At 73.7% G+C, this 15,995-nt stretch carries 10 protein-coding genes; 6 read left to right on the top strand and 4 right to left on the bottom strand.

Translation table 11 applies throughout. The annotated features are described in order from the left end of the window. Window positions 1–60 precede the first annotated feature (60 nt). Window positions 61–2,640 carry an aminopeptidase N gene (pepN, locus tag ACFV3E_RS05310; protein ID WP_500533471.1) on the top strand — a complete coding sequence of 860 codons (2,580 nt, stop codon included), beginning with the start codon at window positions 61–63 and terminating at the stop codon, window positions 2,638–2,640. A gap of 246 nt (window positions 2,641–2,886) precedes the next feature. Next, the gene (locus ACFV3E_RS05305; RefSeq protein ID WP_500533470.1) at window positions 2,887–3,861 is read left to right on the top strand and encodes a hypothetical protein; all 975 of its coding nucleotides are present in this window, start codon (window positions 2,887–2,889) and stop codon (window positions 3,859–3,861) included. A gap of 9 nt (window positions 3,862–3,870) precedes the next feature. On the opposite strand, the gene ACFV3E_RS05300 is transcribed toward ACFV3E_RS05305, so the two are convergent. Then, window positions 3,871–5,601: a TIGR03767 family metallophosphoesterase gene (locus ACFV3E_RS05300; RefSeq protein WP_500533469.1), complete on the bottom strand. Its 1,731-nt coding sequence runs from the start codon at window positions 5,599–5,601 to the stop codon at window positions 3,871–3,873. Window positions 5,602–6,006: 405 nt separating this feature from the next. Here ACFV3E_RS05300 and ACFV3E_RS05295 point away from each other — a divergent pair, with 405 nt between their 5' ends. Then, complete coding sequence (locus ACFV3E_RS05295; RefSeq protein ID WP_500533468.1) at window positions 6,007–9,312, top strand: S8 family serine peptidase; 3,306 nt, start codon at window positions 6,007–6,009, stop codon at window positions 9,310–9,312. 61 nt (window positions 9,313–9,373) lie between these two features. On the opposite strand, the gene ACFV3E_RS05290 is transcribed toward ACFV3E_RS05295, so the two are convergent. The 3 genes from ACFV3E_RS05290 to ACFV3E_RS05280 are packed head-to-tail and all read right to left on the bottom strand — an operon-like array spanning window position 9,374 to window position 11,108. Next, complete coding sequence (locus tag ACFV3E_RS05290) at window positions 9,374–9,838, bottom strand: hypothetical protein (RefSeq protein WP_500533467.1); 465 nt, start codon at window positions 9,836–9,838, stop codon at window positions 9,374–9,376. A 14-nt stretch (window positions 9,839–9,852) separates the two neighbouring features. Next, window positions 9,853–10,581, bottom strand: coding sequence for a hypothetical protein (locus tag ACFV3E_RS05285; RefSeq protein ID WP_500533466.1), 729 nt, complete (start codon window positions 10,579–10,581; stop codon window positions 9,853–9,855). Window positions 10,582–10,583: 2 nt separating this feature from the next. Beyond that, window positions 10,584–11,108, bottom strand: a complete 525-nt coding sequence (locus tag ACFV3E_RS05280; RefSeq protein WP_500533695.1) for a sigma-70 family RNA polymerase sigma factor — start codon at window positions 11,106–11,108, stop codon at window positions 10,584–10,586. A gap of 111 nt (window positions 11,109–11,219) precedes the next feature. Here ACFV3E_RS05280 and ACFV3E_RS05275 point away from each other — a divergent pair, with 111 nt between their 5' ends. The 3 genes from ACFV3E_RS05275 (at window position 11,220) to ACFV3E_RS05265 (ending at window position 15,660) form a co-directional block, all read left to right on the top strand. Continuing rightward, window positions 11,220–12,644 (top strand): amidase, encoded by a 1,425-nt coding sequence (locus ACFV3E_RS05275; protein WP_500533465.1) that lies wholly within the window; start codon window positions 11,220–11,222, stop codon window positions 12,642–12,644. Window positions 12,645–13,290: 646 nt separating this feature from the next. Further along, window positions 13,291–15,375 carry a 4-alpha-glucanotransferase gene (gene malQ, locus ACFV3E_RS05270; protein ID WP_500533464.1) on the top strand — a complete coding sequence of 695 codons (2,085 nt, stop codon included), beginning with the start codon at window positions 13,291–13,293 and terminating at the stop codon, window positions 15,373–15,375. A 48-nt stretch (window positions 15,376–15,423) separates the two neighbouring features. Next, window positions 15,424–15,660 carry a hypothetical protein gene (locus ACFV3E_RS05265; protein ID WP_500533705.1) on the top strand — a complete coding sequence of 79 codons (237 nt, stop codon included), beginning with the start codon at window positions 15,424–15,426 and terminating at the stop codon, window positions 15,658–15,660. Window positions 15,661–15,995: the final 335 nt, after the last annotated feature.

The raw sequence follows: 15,995 nt of genomic DNA, 5'->3' as shown, positions 1-15,995 counted from the left end.
CGAAGATGCGTGGCGTCCACAAGACAGATCCCACGACGGCGTGCGAAGGATGGAGACCCCGTGCCCGGTGAGAACCTCACGCGTGACGAGGCCCGAGAGCGGGCACGGCTGCTGGCCGTGGACGGTTACGAGGTCGCCCTCGACCTGCGGTCGGCGCTGCGCCCGCAGGAGCGGACGTTCCGGTCCGTGACCACCGTCAGGTTCCGCTGCACGGAGCCCGGCGCGTCGAGCTTCGCGGACCTGCTCGCGCCCTCCGTCACGTCGGTGACGCTCAACGGCCGGGAGCTGGACCCCGCGGTGGTCTTCGACGGGACGCGGATCACGCTGGACGACCTGGCCGCCGAGAACGTCCTGGTCGTCGACGCGCAGTGCGCCTTCAGCCGGACGGGCGAGGGCATGCACCGCTTCACCGACCCCGAGGACGGCGAGGTCTACCTCTACACGCAGTACGAGCCGGCCGACGCCCGCCGGGTCTTCGCCGACTTCGAGCAGCCCGACCTGAAGGCGCCGTTCACCTTCTCCGTCACCGCGCCCGAGTCCTGGGTGGTGCTCGGCAACGAGCGTGTCACCGGGGTCTCCGACGGCGGCGAGACGCGGCACTTCGCGCCGACCCGGCCGATCTCCACGTACATCACGGCCGTCGTCGCCGGGCCGTACCACATGGTCCACGACACCTACCGGCGCGCGCTGCCGGACGGCTCCGAGCTGGAGATCCCGCTGGGGGCGCTGTGCCGCAGGGGCCTCGCCCGGCACTTCGACGCCGAGGAGATCTTCACCGTCACCAAGCAGGGCCTGGACTTCTTCCACGACCACTTCGGCTACCCGTACCCCTTCGGGAAGTACGACCAGGCCTTTGTGCCCGAGTACAACATCGGTGCGATGGAGAACCCGGGGCTGGTCACCTTCCGCGAGGAGTACGTCTTCCGCGGCAAGGTCACCCAGGCGTCCTACGAGGGCCGGGCGAACGTCATCCTGCACGAGATGGCGCACATGTGGTTCGGCGACCTGGTCACCATGCGGTGGTGGGACGACCTGTGGCTGAAGGAGTCCTTCGCCGACTTCATGGGCGCGTTCTCGCTGGTGGAGGCCACCCGGTACAAGGAGGGCTGGATCACCTTCGCCAACCGCCGCAAGGCCTGGGCCTACCGCGCCGACCAATTGCCCTCCACCCACCCGGTCACGGCCGACATCCGCGACCTGGAGGACGCCAAGCTCAACTTCGACGGCATCACCTACGCCAAGGGCGCCAGCGTGCTCAAGCAGCTGGTCGCCTACGTCGGGCGGGACGCCTTCCTGGAGGGCGCGCGCCGCTACTTCCAGCGCCACGCCTACGGCAACACCGAGCTGGGCGACCTGCTGTCGGTGCTGGCGGAGACCTCGGGGCGCGACATGGCCGGGTGGTCCCGGTCCTGGCTGCAGACCGCGGGCGTCAACTCGCTGACCCCGCGGGCGACGTACGGCGCCGACGGGCGGATCGCCGAGCTGGCCGTGGTGCAGGAGGCCGCGCCCTCGCATCCCGAGCTGCGTCCGCACCGGGTCGTGGTGGGGCTCTACCGGCGCACCGCGGACGGCACCGTGGAGCGCTACGCGCGCGCCGAGACCGACGTCGCGGGCCCGCGCACGGTGGTGGGCGAGCTGGCCGGGGCGGAGCGGCCCGACCTGGTGCTGGTCAACGACGACGACCTGACCTACTGCAAGATCCGCTTCGACGAGGACTCCCTGGCCACGGTCCGGGAGCACCTGGGCTCGCTCACCGACCCCATGGCCCGCGCCCTGGCCTGGTCCGCGGTGTGGAACATGACCCGCGACGGCCTGATGCCCGCCCGCGACTACCTCGGCCTGGTGCTGCGCTTCGCCGGCGCCGAGACCGACATCGGCGTCCTGCAGGGGCTGCACATGCAGGCCCGTACGGCCCTGAACGACTACGCGGCACCCGCCTGGCGCGGGCAGGGCGGGCGCGAGCTGGCGGACGGCGCGCTGCGCGAGCTGCGCGCGGCGGCCCCGGGCAGCGGCCACCAGCTGGCCTGGGCCCGCTTCTACGCGGCCGTCGCCTCCGGGGACGCCGGGGCGGACGTGCTGCGCGGGCTGCTCGACGGCACCGAGAAGATCGACGGGCTCGACGTGGACCAGGAGCTGCGCTGGGCCTTCCTGGAAGCGCTGGCCGCCGGCGGCGCGGCCGACGAGGCCGCCGTCGCGGCGGAGCTCGCCCGCGACGACACCGCCTCCGGCAAGCGGCACCAGGTGCGCTGCCTGGCGGCGCGGCCCTCCGCGGCCGTCAAGGAGCAGTGCTGGGCGTCGGTCGTGGAGTCCGACGCGCTGTCCAACGCGCTCGTCGAGGCCACCATCGCGGGCTTCGACCAGGCGGGCCAGCGCGAGCTGCTCGCCCCCTACGCGGACCGCTACTTCGACGTGATCGGGCGGGTCTGGAAGGAGCGCTCGATCGAGATCGGCATGGCCGTCGTCCGCGGGCTCTTCCCGCACCACCAGGACCGGGCCGCCACCCTCGACGCCGCCGACGCCTGGCTGGGCGGGCACGCGGACGCGCCGCCGGCGCTGCGCCGGCTGGTCGCCGAGTGCCGTGACGACCTCGCGCGGGCGCTGCGGGCCCAGGAGCGCGACGCGGCGGCGGGGGCGGTCTGAGACCTCCCTCCCGGAAGGGAACAGGTGACCGGTCACCCCAATGGCGTACGTGGGGTACCGCCCGGCCCCGGTGGTGCGGCAGCATCGCCAGGCCGGGGAGCAGGTGGGGCAAGGTCGGTCACCCGGATAGGTGAAAAATGGCACTCGGCAACCGAACGTCTGAACTTTAGTGCGGGGATGTCCGCATTTGTCGACGGTACGGTAACAGCCGTTAGGCTCGCTGAGGGATGCGGGAATCCACCCGGCATGAACCACAACATCCCCCTCAGCCCCCGCCCCCTCGACCACCTCTCCCGTACCCGGCCGACGGTGCTGTCGGCCCGGCAGTTGCGGGAGCACGGCGTCACCCCGGAGACGCTGGCCGAGCGCTGCCGCCCCGGCGGCCCCTGGCAGGAGGTGCTGCCCCGGGTGTACGTCCTGCACCGCGGGCGGCCCACCGGCGACGAGCGGGTCCGGGCGGCGCTGCTCTACGCGGGCCGCGAGGCGATGGTCACGGGTCTCGCGGCGCTCGCCCTGCACCGCTTCTCCTCGGTGCCGCCGCTGATCGGCCTGGACCGGATCGACCTGCTGGTGGCCCGGCAGCGCAGGCTGCGCGCCGTGGGTGACGTGGGACTGGTGCGCACCACCGCGCTGCCCCGGCCGCGGGAGGTGCAGGGCATGCCGTGCGCGCCGCTGCCCCGGGCGCTGGCGGACGCGGTGGAGGAGCTGGACGACGCCCGGGCGGTCCGCCAGGTGCTGACCGAGGCGGTGCGTGGCGGCCGCTGCGAGGCGACGGCGCTGGTCGGGGAGCTGAGCCGGGCCCGTCTGCTGTCCCGGTCGCACGTGGTCGAGGCGGTCGACGCGCTGGTGGCCGAGGGCCGTGCGATCGCCGAGAGCCGGCTGTACACGATGGTGCGCTGCTTCGGGCTGCCCGATCCGCTGTGGAACGTCGACCTGCGGCTGCCGGGCGGCCCGCACCTGGGCGGCGTGGACGCGTACTGGCCGGAGCACGCGGTCGCGGTGGAGCTCGACGCCCGCGTGCCCCGGCAGGAGGACGACGCCCTGTGGGGCGAGTACGCCCGCAAGCGCGAGCACCTGGAGCGGCTCGGCATCTCCGTCGTGCACATCACGCCGCGCAAGCTGCGGGAGTCCCTGGAGCAGCAGGCCACCGTCGTCCGTACGGCCCTGATGGCCGCGGCCGACCGCAACCCCGCGTCGTGGGTGGTGGTGCTCCCGCGGTGAGCGCGGCGGTCAGCGCTTCTTCAGCAGCAGTTCCACGTTGCGGTCGCGCGGCTCGCCGGAGAGCGTCGCGCGGGCTCCCGGGGAGTTGAACGCGAGCTCGCGGTAGAGGGCGGCGAGTCCGGTCTGCGACAGGTCGGTGAAGTCGGTGCGGTAGGGGGCCGCGGACTCCACGAGCGTGCAGAGCAGCGAGAGCGTGCCGTCGTGGTTGTCGGTCAGCTCGACGATCCGGGCCAGCTGCGGGTGGTCGACGTGGGAGGCGGTGGAGACCTCCCAGAAGGTGCCGTGCGGGACGATCTTGTTCTTGTGGCTGTGCCCGTTGATCCAGGCGGCGACGTTGCGGTGCCTGCGGAGCAGCGCGAGCACCTCGTCGCCACCGTGCCGCCGCTCGCTGGGGCGGGCGGGGTCGCGGACCAGGTTGGTCATCGACCAGCTGGGGTGGTGGCTGAAGACCAGGACGGTGTCGTCGGCGTGCGTGGTGAGCGTCCGGTCCAGCCAGTCCATCTGGGCCGTGCCGAGGGAGCCCCGGTAGTCGCCGCCCCGGTCGGTGGTGTCGAGGCTGACGCCGAGCACGCCGCCGGAGATCCGGAACGTGTAGTGGAGCAGGCCGGAGTCGAGTTCGTCCGTCGTGTAGCCGTGGCCGACGGGACCGGCGCCGGCGTGCGCCGGGTCCAGGTGGGCGGCGATGTACTCGCGCGGGGTGACCGGTGCCCGGCGTTCGTCGGGGGTGACGGTGCGGGCGGCGGACTTGTAGCGGTTCCAGGCCTGGCGGAAGCGGGTGCCCTGCGGGTCGGGCCCCTCGCGCAGGAACGCGTTGACGGCTTCGGCCTCGGCCGGAGGCAGCGAGAACAACTTGCGTGAGCCGAGCGCGAGGTCGTGGAAGAAGGACGAGGCGGCGTACGAACCCCCGTACAGCTGGTCGTGGTTGCCGATGGTGGAGTACCAGGGGACGTTCAGTCCCGGGCTGTTGAGCTCGCGGACCGCGGCGGCCAGGAAACCGGGCAGGCGGGGGTAGCCGAGCGCCTTGTCGACGTCGCGCAGGGCGGCGTCCGGCTGCCAGAAGAGCTTCAGGCCCGAGTCCTGGACGCCCTCGTAGTGGTGCGGGTCACCGGAGTCGGGGGTGACGCGGCCACCGCTCATCACCGCGAGGAACCAGTCCAGTTCGATCCGCGAGTTGTTGTCGGTGTTGTCGCCGGTGGTCATGACGAAACCGATGGGCGTGCCGGTGGCGGGCCCGTGCCGCAGGGCGTTGACCCGTTCGACCAGGGAGACGGCGCCGGCGTTGGTGAGCGCCTCCTGGGGACGCCAGCCCGCGGAGGCGGCGGAGCGCAGGAACTCGTAACGCTGCGGGTTCTGCACGTCCGTGAGGTGCAGGTCGGTGAACTGCACGAAGCAGGACAGGGGCGTACGGCGCGCGGTGCGGCCGCTCTTGGCTGCGCCCAGTTCGGTGCGGACGACCCGCTTCCATCCGGGGCCGTCACCGAGCCGGCGATAGCCCCCGCCGCCACGCGGCGAGGCGACGGACTGGAGGGTCGTGCCGGCGGTGAAGGGCTCGGCGGCGGCCGTAGCGGACGGTGCCGACGGGGCCGCACCGGAGGCGGGTTCGGCGCCGGGCGGCTCTGCCTTCGCGTCGCCCGAACCGGGGACGAGGGCGAACCCGAGCCCCGCACCCAGGGCGGTCACACCCGAGGCGATCAGGACGTTGCGACGGCTGAGGGCGGCAGCGGACACGGGACCAGACATGGCGGGTTCCCCCGGTGGACGGTGGCTGCGGCGGCACCGCGGTGCCGCTCCTCACCGGATCGTTGGCACCCGGGATGGCCTGCGGTGCAACGGAGACGGAACGTCCGGCACCCATCTGCGGACATGGATCAGCAGTCCTCCCGCCGGTCACCGGCGGCCGGTCCCCAGGCGGCCGGACGCTCATCCGGTGTTCACCGACCACCCCGGCGCCGCGCGCCGTCGCGAGCCCCGGGTCATCGGACGGCCGGACGCAATGGGCCGGTTCGGGATGCTTCGCGCCCCGTGACGGGTCCCGGCTTCTTGACGTATTCGCGTCATGTCGGTCTTACGCCATCTACGGCACTCCCCAACAGCCCCACGGATGGCGCAATGTGTCGGTCAACTGGCGCCCAAATCTTGAACAGGATGCCCATGTCTCTCGATCACATACGCGGGAAGAGACGCGTGGTCCGTGTCGCGCTCGCGGCGGGCCTGGTGGCCGCGCTGACGACGACCGGAATCTCCGCCTCCACCGCTTTCGCCGACACGACCGGCGACCCGGCGGACGCGGCGGTGAAGACCGCGCACGACAAGCTCGGAGCGGCCGACGCCGAACTGCTCGCCGAGGCCAAGGCCGGTGGCGACAAGAACGTCACCCTCATGATCGCCACCAAGAAGGGCTCCACCGAGCAGGTCTCGGACGAGCTCGGCGCGCTCAAGGGCGCGTCGGTGGACCGGACCTACGACAACCTCGGCTACGTCCGCGCCACGGTCCCGACGGGCAAGGCGGACGCGGCGATCGCGGCGGCGCAGAAGCTCTCGTCGGTGCAGGCGATCGACCTCAAGCAGGAGATCGTCCTCGACGACCCGTCCCCGTCGGCCGACGGCGGCAAGGGGTCCTCGAAGGGCCACGGCCACGGCTCCACCACCTACCCGGGTCCCGACGCGAAGACCCCGGCGAAGAACCCCTACCAGCCGGCCTTCGAGACCGGCGCGGTGGACTTCGTCAAGGACAACCCCAAGGCCGACGGCCGCGGCGTCACCATCGGCATCCTCGACTCGGGCGTGGACCTCGGCCACCCGGCGCTGCAGAAGACCACGACCGGCGAGCGCAAGATCGTCGACTGGGTCACCGCGACCGACCCGATCACCGACGGCGACGCCACCTGGCGCCGCATGACCAACGGTCCGCGCGTCACCTACCAGGGCCGCACCTGGACCGCCCCCGAGGCGACGCAGCAGGTCACGGTCTTCTTCGAGTCCGCCACCGCCGGTGGCGACATGGCCGGTGACCTCAACCGCGACGGCGACACCACCGACTACTGGGGCGTGCTGTACGACCCGGCGAAGGGCACCGTCCGCCTCGACCTGAACGACAACGGGGACTTCACCGACGACACCGAGATGAAGCCGTACAAGGACGGCTTCCAAATCGGCTACTTCGGCACCGACAACCCCGCCACCGCCATCTCCGAGCGGATCCCCTTCGTGGTGCAGGTCCGCAAGGACGTCCCCACGGACCCGTACGGCGGCACCTGGGTCGGCAAGAAGGCCGACTTCGTCAACATCGGCGTCATCGAGTCCGAGCACGGCACGCACGTCGCGGGCATCACCTCCGCCAACGGCCTGTTCGGCGGCAAGATGAACGGCGCGGCGCCGGGCGCGAAGATCGTCTCCTCGCGCGCCTGCACCTGGTCCGGCGGCTGCACCAACGTGGCGCTGACCGAGGGCATGATCGACCTGGTGGTCAACCGCGGTGTGGACATCGTCAACATGTCCATCGGCGGCCTGCCCGCGCTGAACGACGGCAACAACGCCCGCGCGCAGACGTACACCCGCCTCATCGACGAGTACGGCGTGCAGCTGGTCATCTCGGCCGGCAACAGCGGCCCCGGCGCCAACACCATCGGCGACCCCGGCCTGGCCGACAAGGTCCTGAGCGTCGGCGCCACCATCTCCAAGGAGACCTGGGCGGCCAACTACGGCTCGCAGGTGACCAAGGCGTACGACATGATGCCCTTCTCCTCGCGCGGTCCGCGTGAGGACGGCGGCTTCGCGCCGATCATCTCCGCGCCGGGTGCGTCCATCAACACCATCCCGACCTGGGAGCCCGGTGGCCCGGTCGCCGAGGCCGGCTACACCCTGCCGCCCGGCTACGCCATGCTGCAGGGCACGTCGATGGCCTCCCCGCAGGCGGCCGGCGCCTCCGCGCTGCTGCTGTCCGCGGCCAAGCAGGCCCGCATCGCGCTGCCCCCGGCGGCCCTGCGCACCGCGCTGACCAGCACGGCGCACAAGATCAAGGACGTCCCGGCGTACGCCCAGGGCTCCGGCCTGATCGACATCGAGGACGCCTGGCGCCTGATCAGGGCCGGTGCCGGCGCCCACACCTACACGGTCAAGGCCCCGGTCTCCACGGCCCTGTCGCAGTTCCTGGCGACCCCGGGCTACGGCACCGGCATCTACGACCGCGAGGGCGGCCTGAAGGCCGGTCAGAGCAAGACGTACGACGTCACCATCACCCGCACCACCGGTCCGGACCGGTCCATCCGGCACGACCTGGACTGGGTGAACAACGACGGCACCTTCCGCTTCGCCGACGACGACGACGTACGGCTGCCGCTGAACAAGCCGGTGACCGTGCGCGTCAAGGCCAAGCCCGGTTCGACCGGTCTGCACAGCGCGATCCTGACGGTCGACGACCCCTCGACGCGCGGCACCGACCAGCAGATCCTCAACACCGTGGTCGTGGCCTCCGCGCAGGCCAAGCCGTCGTTCGCGGTCAAGGCGTCGGGCTCGGTGCAGCGCAACGGCACCAAGTCCTACTTCGTGACCGTCCCCGAGGGCGCCAAGACGCTCGAGGTCAAGATGGGCGGCCTGGCCACCGGCAGCCAGACGCGCTTCATCGCGATCACCCCGTGGGGCGTCCCGGCGGACAACACCACGACGACGTTCTGCTACCCGAACTACACCACCACCAACGGGTGCCGTCCCGACCTGCGCTCCTACGCCAACCCGATCCCGGGCGTGTGGGAGATCGAGGTCGAGGCGCGCCGTACCTCGCCGGTGCTGAACAACCCGTACAACCTGACCGCGACCGCGCTCGGCGTCTCCTTCGACCCCGAGGTCCAGACCGTCGAGGAGGCCACGGTCGGCACCGCCGCCCCGGTCTCGTGGAAGGTCACCAACGGCTACGCCCCGGTCCAGGGCAAGCTGAAGGGCGGCGCACTCGGCTCCGCCGCGGCGGCGCGCAAGACGATCGCCGACGGTGACAGCGCCACCAGCACGGTCGTCGTCCCCGCGGGCGCGTCCCGCCTGGACGTCGCCATCGGCGCCACCTCCGACACCTCCGCGGACCTCGACCTGACCGTGTCCTTCAACGGCGCGGTGGTCGGCCAGTCCGCGGACGGCGACTCGGAGGAGGCCGTGAGCATCGCCAACCCGGCGGCCGGCACGTACACCATCACGGTGGACGGCTACTCGGTCCCGGCCGGCACCACCGAGTACGACTACCGCGACGTCTTCTACTCGACGACGCTGGGCTCGGTGTCCGTGGACGAGGCGGCGACCGTGCCGCTGGCCAACGGCGCCTCCGCGAACGTCGCGGCGAACGTCCTGGTCGCGGCCCCGGCTCCCGAGGGACGTCAGTTCTTCGGCGAGGTGCAGATGCTCAACGCCGACGGCACCGCCGCCGGCACCGGCAGCGTGCTGATCAACAAGGTCAACGCGGGCTGACCCGCGGCCACGGCCTGATCACCGCCTGAAGGGGCGGGCGCTCCCCGGAGCGCCCGCCCCTTCAGCTCTGCCGCCACTCGTACTCCTGCTCCCCGCAGCGCAGCGTGCGCGAACGGGGCAGCGCCCGCTCCATCCACTCCCGCGCAGGGGCGATGTCCTCGCCCTGGCGGACGAAGGTGTAGCCCGCGGGCCGCAGCATCACGCTGACGAGCAGCCGGCTCCCCACGGCCATCTCGGGCTCCCCCTCCTCGTCGCGGTCGACGGGGAAGGTCAGCCGGCGGTCCGCGCGCTCCCCCTTGAGGTAGCGGTCCACCTCCATCCGCACCGACACCCGGTCCGGTACCGCCCCGGGCATCACCCGCAGCACCGTTCCCTCGGCGACGAGTTCGGTGCAGGCCAGCACTTCCGCGTCGGTGCTGCGGACCGACTCGGAGTCGGTCTCGCCGGTGCCGGCCCCGCAGCCGGCGAGCGCGGCGAGCGCGAGCAGCGCCGCCGCGGTGAGGGCCGGTCCCGTCCTGCGTCCCATGTCCTGCACTCCTCTCATCCGGTGTCGCTCTCGCACGGCAGGCCCCGGGAGGCCGTGAGTGCCTTCTCCATCCAGGCGCGGGCGGAGGCGATGTCCGCGGCGCCCTCGTACAGGTCCACCGGCTCGCCGGGGAGGACGGAGACCATCACCAGGACCCGCGAGCCGCGTTCGGGGGGCGGGGCCACGTCGTCGTGGTCGTCGTCGACGTGGATCGTGAACGTCAGCCGTGGGTCGCCGACGGCGGGCTTGAGGCGGCGGTCGACGTCCATCACCACGCGCAGGTCCCCCGGCTGCCCGGTAGGCGTCACCTCGTGCACGGTGCCCTCGGCGATGTCGCTCGCGCAGGCGACGATGCCCTCCAGAGTGGGCTTCGCGTCGCTGATCGCCGAGTCTCCGCCCAGGGCGGCGTTCCTCGCCAGGACGACCCCGGTGACCCCCACCACGCCCGCCACGACCGCGGCCAGGCACAGCGCGAGCGCCCTGCGCCCGCGGGGGCGGCGCTCCGCGGCCGGTGCGCGCTGTGCGGGCTGTGCGGGCTGTGCGGCGAGGGCGTCGCCGATCAGCCGCACTTGCGTGCGCAGCAGGGCCACGTCGGCGCGCGCGGCGTCGTACGCCCGGTACGCCTCGCTGTCGGCGGACATCTCCGGCCGCACGTCCGCGAGGGCGGCCGACAGCGCCTCGTCCGCCGCGTCCGCCGCGTCCGTCCGATCCGCTGCGTCCGCCCTGTGCTCGTTCCCGCTCATCGTCACACCACCTCCCTGGTGTGCAGCCGGCCGCGCAGCGCGCGGACGGCGGCGTGCAAACGGCTCTTGACCGTGCCCTCCGGGACGCCGAGCGCCGTGGCGATCTCCGCCACGGGCAGGTCCGCGTAGAAGCGCAGCGTCAGCACCTGCCGCTGCTGCGGCGGGAGTTCCTGCAGGCCGTCGGCGACCGCCAGGGCCAGTACGTGCGCCTCTCCCCCGCCGTGCCGGGCCTCGTCCCGGGGCGTCAGGGCCGCCAGGCGTTCGCCGAGGCGCTCCTGACGGCGTCGCGAACGGTGCCAGTCCATCGCCACGTTGGAGGCGGCGACGGCCGCCCACGCGCCCGGGTTCCGCAGCGGCTCGCGGCCGCCCGCCCGGTGCTCCAGCAGCTTGAGCCGCACCTGCTGCACCCCGTCCCGCAGGTCCCCCGCCGGCACCCCGCCGAGCGCCAGGACGGCCCGTACGCGATCGAGGTGCTCCGGCGCGAGGGGGTCCTCCCCCTCCCCCGGCCGGGATCTCCGTCTCAGCAGCGCCACGCCCCTCCCCTTCCGCGATTTCCCCTATGACGCGGCAGCGGCGGAAAACGTTCACCTCACCGGTCACCTCAGGTCCGGTCCCGGGGCAGGCCCTAATCTGGCGGGGTGTCCGCCCCTCATGAACTGACGATGCTGGAGCAGGCCGCGGCCATCCGGGCGGGTGCGTTGTCGCCCGTGGAGCTGACGGCCCACTACCTCGACCGGATCGAGCGGCTCGACCCCGCCCTCGGGGCCTACCTGACCGTCACGCCCGAACGCGCCCTGGAGGACGCGCGGCGCGCCGAACGCGTGCTCAAGGAGGGCGGGCGGCTGCCTCCGCTGCTCGGCGTGCCGGTGCCGGTCAAGGACCTGACGCCGGTCGCCGGGGTGCGCTTCACCTCCGGATCGGCGGTCTTCACCGACCGGGTCGCCGACCAGGACGCCCACCTCGTCCGTCTGCTGCGGGACGCGGGGACCGTCCTGACCGGGAAGACCAGCACCCCCGAATTCGGGCTGCCCGCCTACACCGAGGGCGCCGTGGGCCCGCCCGCCCGTACCCCGTACGACCTCGCGCGCGGCGCCGGCGGCAGCAGCGGCGGCGCGGCCGCGGCCGTGGCCGCCGGGCTCGCGGCGGCGGCGCACGGCAGCGACGGGGGCGGCTCGATCCGCATCCCGGCGAGCTGCTGCGGGGTCGTCGGGCTGAAGCCCAGCCGGGGCCGGGTCAGCCCCGCGCCGTGGGGCGACGGAAGCGGACTGGCCGTCAACGGGCCCATCGCGCGCACGGTCCGCGACACCGCCGCCCTGCTCGACGTGCTGGCGGTGCCCGCGCCCGGAGACCCCTTCCGGCTGGCGCCGCCGGAGCGGTCGTTCCTGCAGTGGTGCGAGCGGGAGCCGCGCCGGCTGCGGATCGCCCGCTGGGCGGTGCCGGACGTCGCGGGCGTACGGGTCGACCCGCAGGTGCTGGCGGCGTACGAACGCACCTCGGCGCTGCTGGCCGGGCTCGGGCACGAGGTCGTGGACGTGCCGCAGCCGCTCGCCCCGGGCGACCGCGACGCGTTCACCCCGGTGTGGGCCGTGCTGGCGGCGCTGACGCCCGTGTCACCGGAACGGGAGCGGGAGCTGCTGCCGCTCACCCGCTGGCTGCGTGCCCAGGGGCAGCACGTGGGCGGCCTCGACTACGCCCGCACGCTGGGGGTGATGCAGGGCGTAGGCCGCAAACTGGCCGAGGCCGCCGAGCCGTACGACGCGGTGCTCACCCCGACGCTGGCGCAGCTCCCCGCCCCGGTGGGCGCCCTGCGCGACGACGCCGACCCGGAGGCCGACTTCGCGGCGCAGCTGGCGTTCACGCCGTTCACCGCGCCCTGGAACATCGCCGGGCTGCCCGCGGTGTCGCTGCCGCTGGAATGGTCCCCGGCGGGGCTGCCCATCGGCATGATGCTCGGCGCCCGGCACGGCGAGGAGGGGCCCCTGCTCGCCCTCGCCGCCCAGCTGGAGGCCGCCTCCCCCTGGCGGGCCCGCACGGCCCGCGCGTTCGACCTGCCGTTCGCCTGAGCATCGGCGGCCCGGGGTGCGTTCGGGTGCGGGCCGGTTGTTCGTGTGCGGGTCCGTTGCGCCTGCGGCGGGCGGGTTTCCCGCCCGACCTCCCGGTGCCCCGGTCGGTCAGTGCGGGCCTCGCACCGTGTGCCTGAGTCGGGGCCGCGCCGGCGCACTCCCCCAGCCTTCGGCCAGGGGGAGCACCCCGCCACACCCCGTCCCGTCGTATGGGCGCATGACGGCCGGTGGGGGTGAGGGGGCCCCCCACCGGCCGTTGGTCGCGGGACCGGCGGAGGGGGTGGGGGAGGTGGGGGCACCCCCGGCCGACGGCTGGGGGAGGGTGGGCGTTCTGAACGCTGCCGTGTACTTGTGGTGCGGCAGAGCGGTACCTATTCGGACCGCCCGCCATGCACATGAATATGCGGTACTGAATGCATCCCCGAAGACCCCGCCCCCGGCCCACCGACGAACAGAGCGCAGACCCGCACCAACCGTCCCGGGATGGGGGTCCCCCGGCCGCTTCGCGGCACAACCCGGGATCACGACGTGCCGCCACTCCTGGGTGGGAGCGCGTGCACGGAATGCGACTGCGCGGCCACGCAGTGGGTATGGCTGAGGCGTCCGGAGAAAGCGCCCCCGCGATGACGCCCCAGGAGGGCATCCCATGACCGAAGCCGCCGACCGGGACAGACTCGCCGCGCTGCACGGCGTGGACGTCACCTACCGTCCGTCGCCGGACCGCGACGTGCGCGTGCCGGACGGGACGGTCGTGGCGGTGCTGGCCGCGCTGGGCGTCGACGCCTCGACCCCGGCGGCGGTGCGGAACGCGCTGGCGGAGCACGATCACCGTACGGGGCGGCGGCTGCTCCCCCGCAGCGTCGTGATGCGGACGGGACGTCCGCTCCGGCACCGGCTGCCCGAGGGCACCGCGCTGCGGCTGACGACGGAGGACGGCGGCGAGACGACCTGGGACGGCGGCACGCCGCTGCCCGTGGGGCGGCACGTGCTGCGCGCGCAGGCCCCCGACGGGCGCACGGCGCAGGCGCAGCTCGTCGTGGCGCCGGAACGGCTGCCCGGGCCTCCGGAGCGGGTCCTGGGCTTCATGGCGCAGCTGTACTCCGTGCTGTCCTCGCGGTCCTGGGGCATGGGCGACCTCGGCGACCTCGCGGACCTCGCGGCCTGGACGGGCCGGGCGCTGCACGCGGGCTTCCTGCAGGTCAACCCGTTGCACGTGGCCGTGCCGGGGCATCCCACGGACCCGTCGCCGTACCGTCCGTCCTCTCGGCGCTTCCCCGATCCGGTGTACCTGCGGGTGGAGGAGATCCCGGAGTACGCCTACCTCGACCCCGACGACCGCGAGCGGGCCGCGGACCTGCTGCGCAAGGCGGCCGTGCTGCGCGACTCGGTACTGCTCAAAGACGCCCTGATCGACCGTGACGCGGTGTGGGAGCTGAAGCGCGAGGCGCTCGCGCTGGTCCGCAAGGTGCCGCTGTCGCCGGGACGGCGGGCCGCGTACTGCGACTTCCTCGCGGAACAGGGGCAGGCACTGGACGACCACGCCACCTGGTCGATGCTGGCCGAGCTGCACGGCCCGCAGTGGCGCGGCTGGCCGGCGGGGCTGCGCGATCCGCGCTCGGGGCAGGTCGCGCGGCTCCGCGGCGAACGGCTGGACCAGGTCGACTTCCACTGCTGGCTGGCCTGGCTGACGGACTCCCAGTTGGCCGCGGCCCAGCGCTCGGCGCGGGACGCCGGCATGGCGGTCGGCATCGTCCACGACCTCGCGGTCGGCGTGCACCCCTCCGGTTCCGACGCCTGGGCGCTGCAGGACGCCCTCGCCCACGGGATGTCGGTCGGCGCGCCGCCGGACGCCTTCAACGCCCACGGCCAGGACTGGGGCCTGCCGCCGTGGCGCCCGGACGCCCTGGCCGCCACGGGGTACGCGCCCTACCGCGACCTGCTGCGCAACGTGCTGCGGCACGCGGGGGGCCTGCGCATCGACCATGTGATGGGGCTCTTCCGCCTGTGGTGGGTGCCCGAGGGCGAGCCGCCGACGCGGGGCGCGTACGTCCGTTACGACGCCGAGGCGATGCTCGGCGTCCTCGCGCTGGAGGCGCAGCGCGCCGGTGCCGTCGTCATAGGGGAGGACCTCGGCACGGTCGAGCCGGGCGTCCGCGAGGAACTGGCCGACCGGGGCATCCTCGGCACGTCGGTGCTCTGGTTCGAGCGCGACTGGGAGGGGGCGCACGGCTCCGCACACGCCCGTCCGCTGCCGCCCGCGGTCTGGCGGGCGGACGCGCTGGCGACGGTGACCACCCACGACCTGCCGACGACGGCGGCCCGGCTGACCGGGGAGCACGTCGGGCTGCGGCACCGGCTGGGCCTGCTGACCCGGCCGCTGGAGGTGGAGCAGGCCGAGGACGCCGTGGAGGTCGCGGAGTGGCTGGCGCTGCTCGGCCGGCTGGGGATGCTGCCGGAGGGCACCCGCGACGAGGAGGCGGTCGTCAAGGCCGTCCACCGCTTCCTGGCACGGACACCGGCCCGCATGGTCGGCGTCTGGCTGCCGGACGGGGTCGGCGACCGCCGTCCGCAGAACCTGCCGGGCACCTGGGACCAGTACCCCAACTGGCGGCTGCCGGTGGCGGACGCCGAGGGCCGGCCGCTCACCCTGGAGCAGCTGACCGCCTCGCCCCGGCTGCACGCGCTGGCGCACGAGGTGCGGACCGCGATGGCGGCGCCCGACGGGCCGTAACACCACCCCGGACGCGCGGGCCGCCGGAGCGTTCGCTACTTTGAGAGCGTGGACAAGCTCAACAAGAACGCCCTGCGCGCCGGTGCCGTCACGGCCGGTACGGCGCTGATGCTGCTGATGTCGTCCCCCGCGTTCGCGAACACCCGCGACGACGGCGACGACCCGGGTTCCGGTCTGAGCGTGCTCCAGACGCTGGGCCTGTACGTCGCCCTGCCGATCGTCCTGTTCCTCGTCATCGCGGGTCTGGTCGTCGCGACCGACAAGTCCCGCAAGGCCCAGGGCTGATCCCCTTCCCACCTCGCTGACCGGGCCGCGGAACACCGCGGCCCGGCTTCGGGTGTTCCCCGGCACCTCGTGCCGGTCGCACCGCCCGCGGGAGCGTTCCGGCCCGTCCGGCCGCCCCGTCGCGCCCCCGTCGTCAGGCATCCGCATCGCCGGCGACCGGCCCGGCGGCGGCACGTAAGACTCCCCGAACGGCCCAGCGCCCCTCGGGACGTCGCGAGGCAGCGGCCCCCGCGGCGCCCCACGCTCTCCCCGTGCCAGAGCGCGGAGGACCCCCGGAAGACCCGAGGGCCCCCGCGGCGGTGCGCCGCGGGGGCCCTCACAGGGCTGTGCACCGG

Origin of the sequence: Streptomyces sp. NPDC059718 (assembly GCF_042733315.1) — a bacterium.
Taxonomy (GTDB): domain Bacteria; phylum Actinomycetota; class Actinomycetes; order Streptomycetales; family Streptomycetaceae; genus Actinacidiphila.
This window is presented reverse-complemented; position numbering and strand designations above follow the sequence as displayed.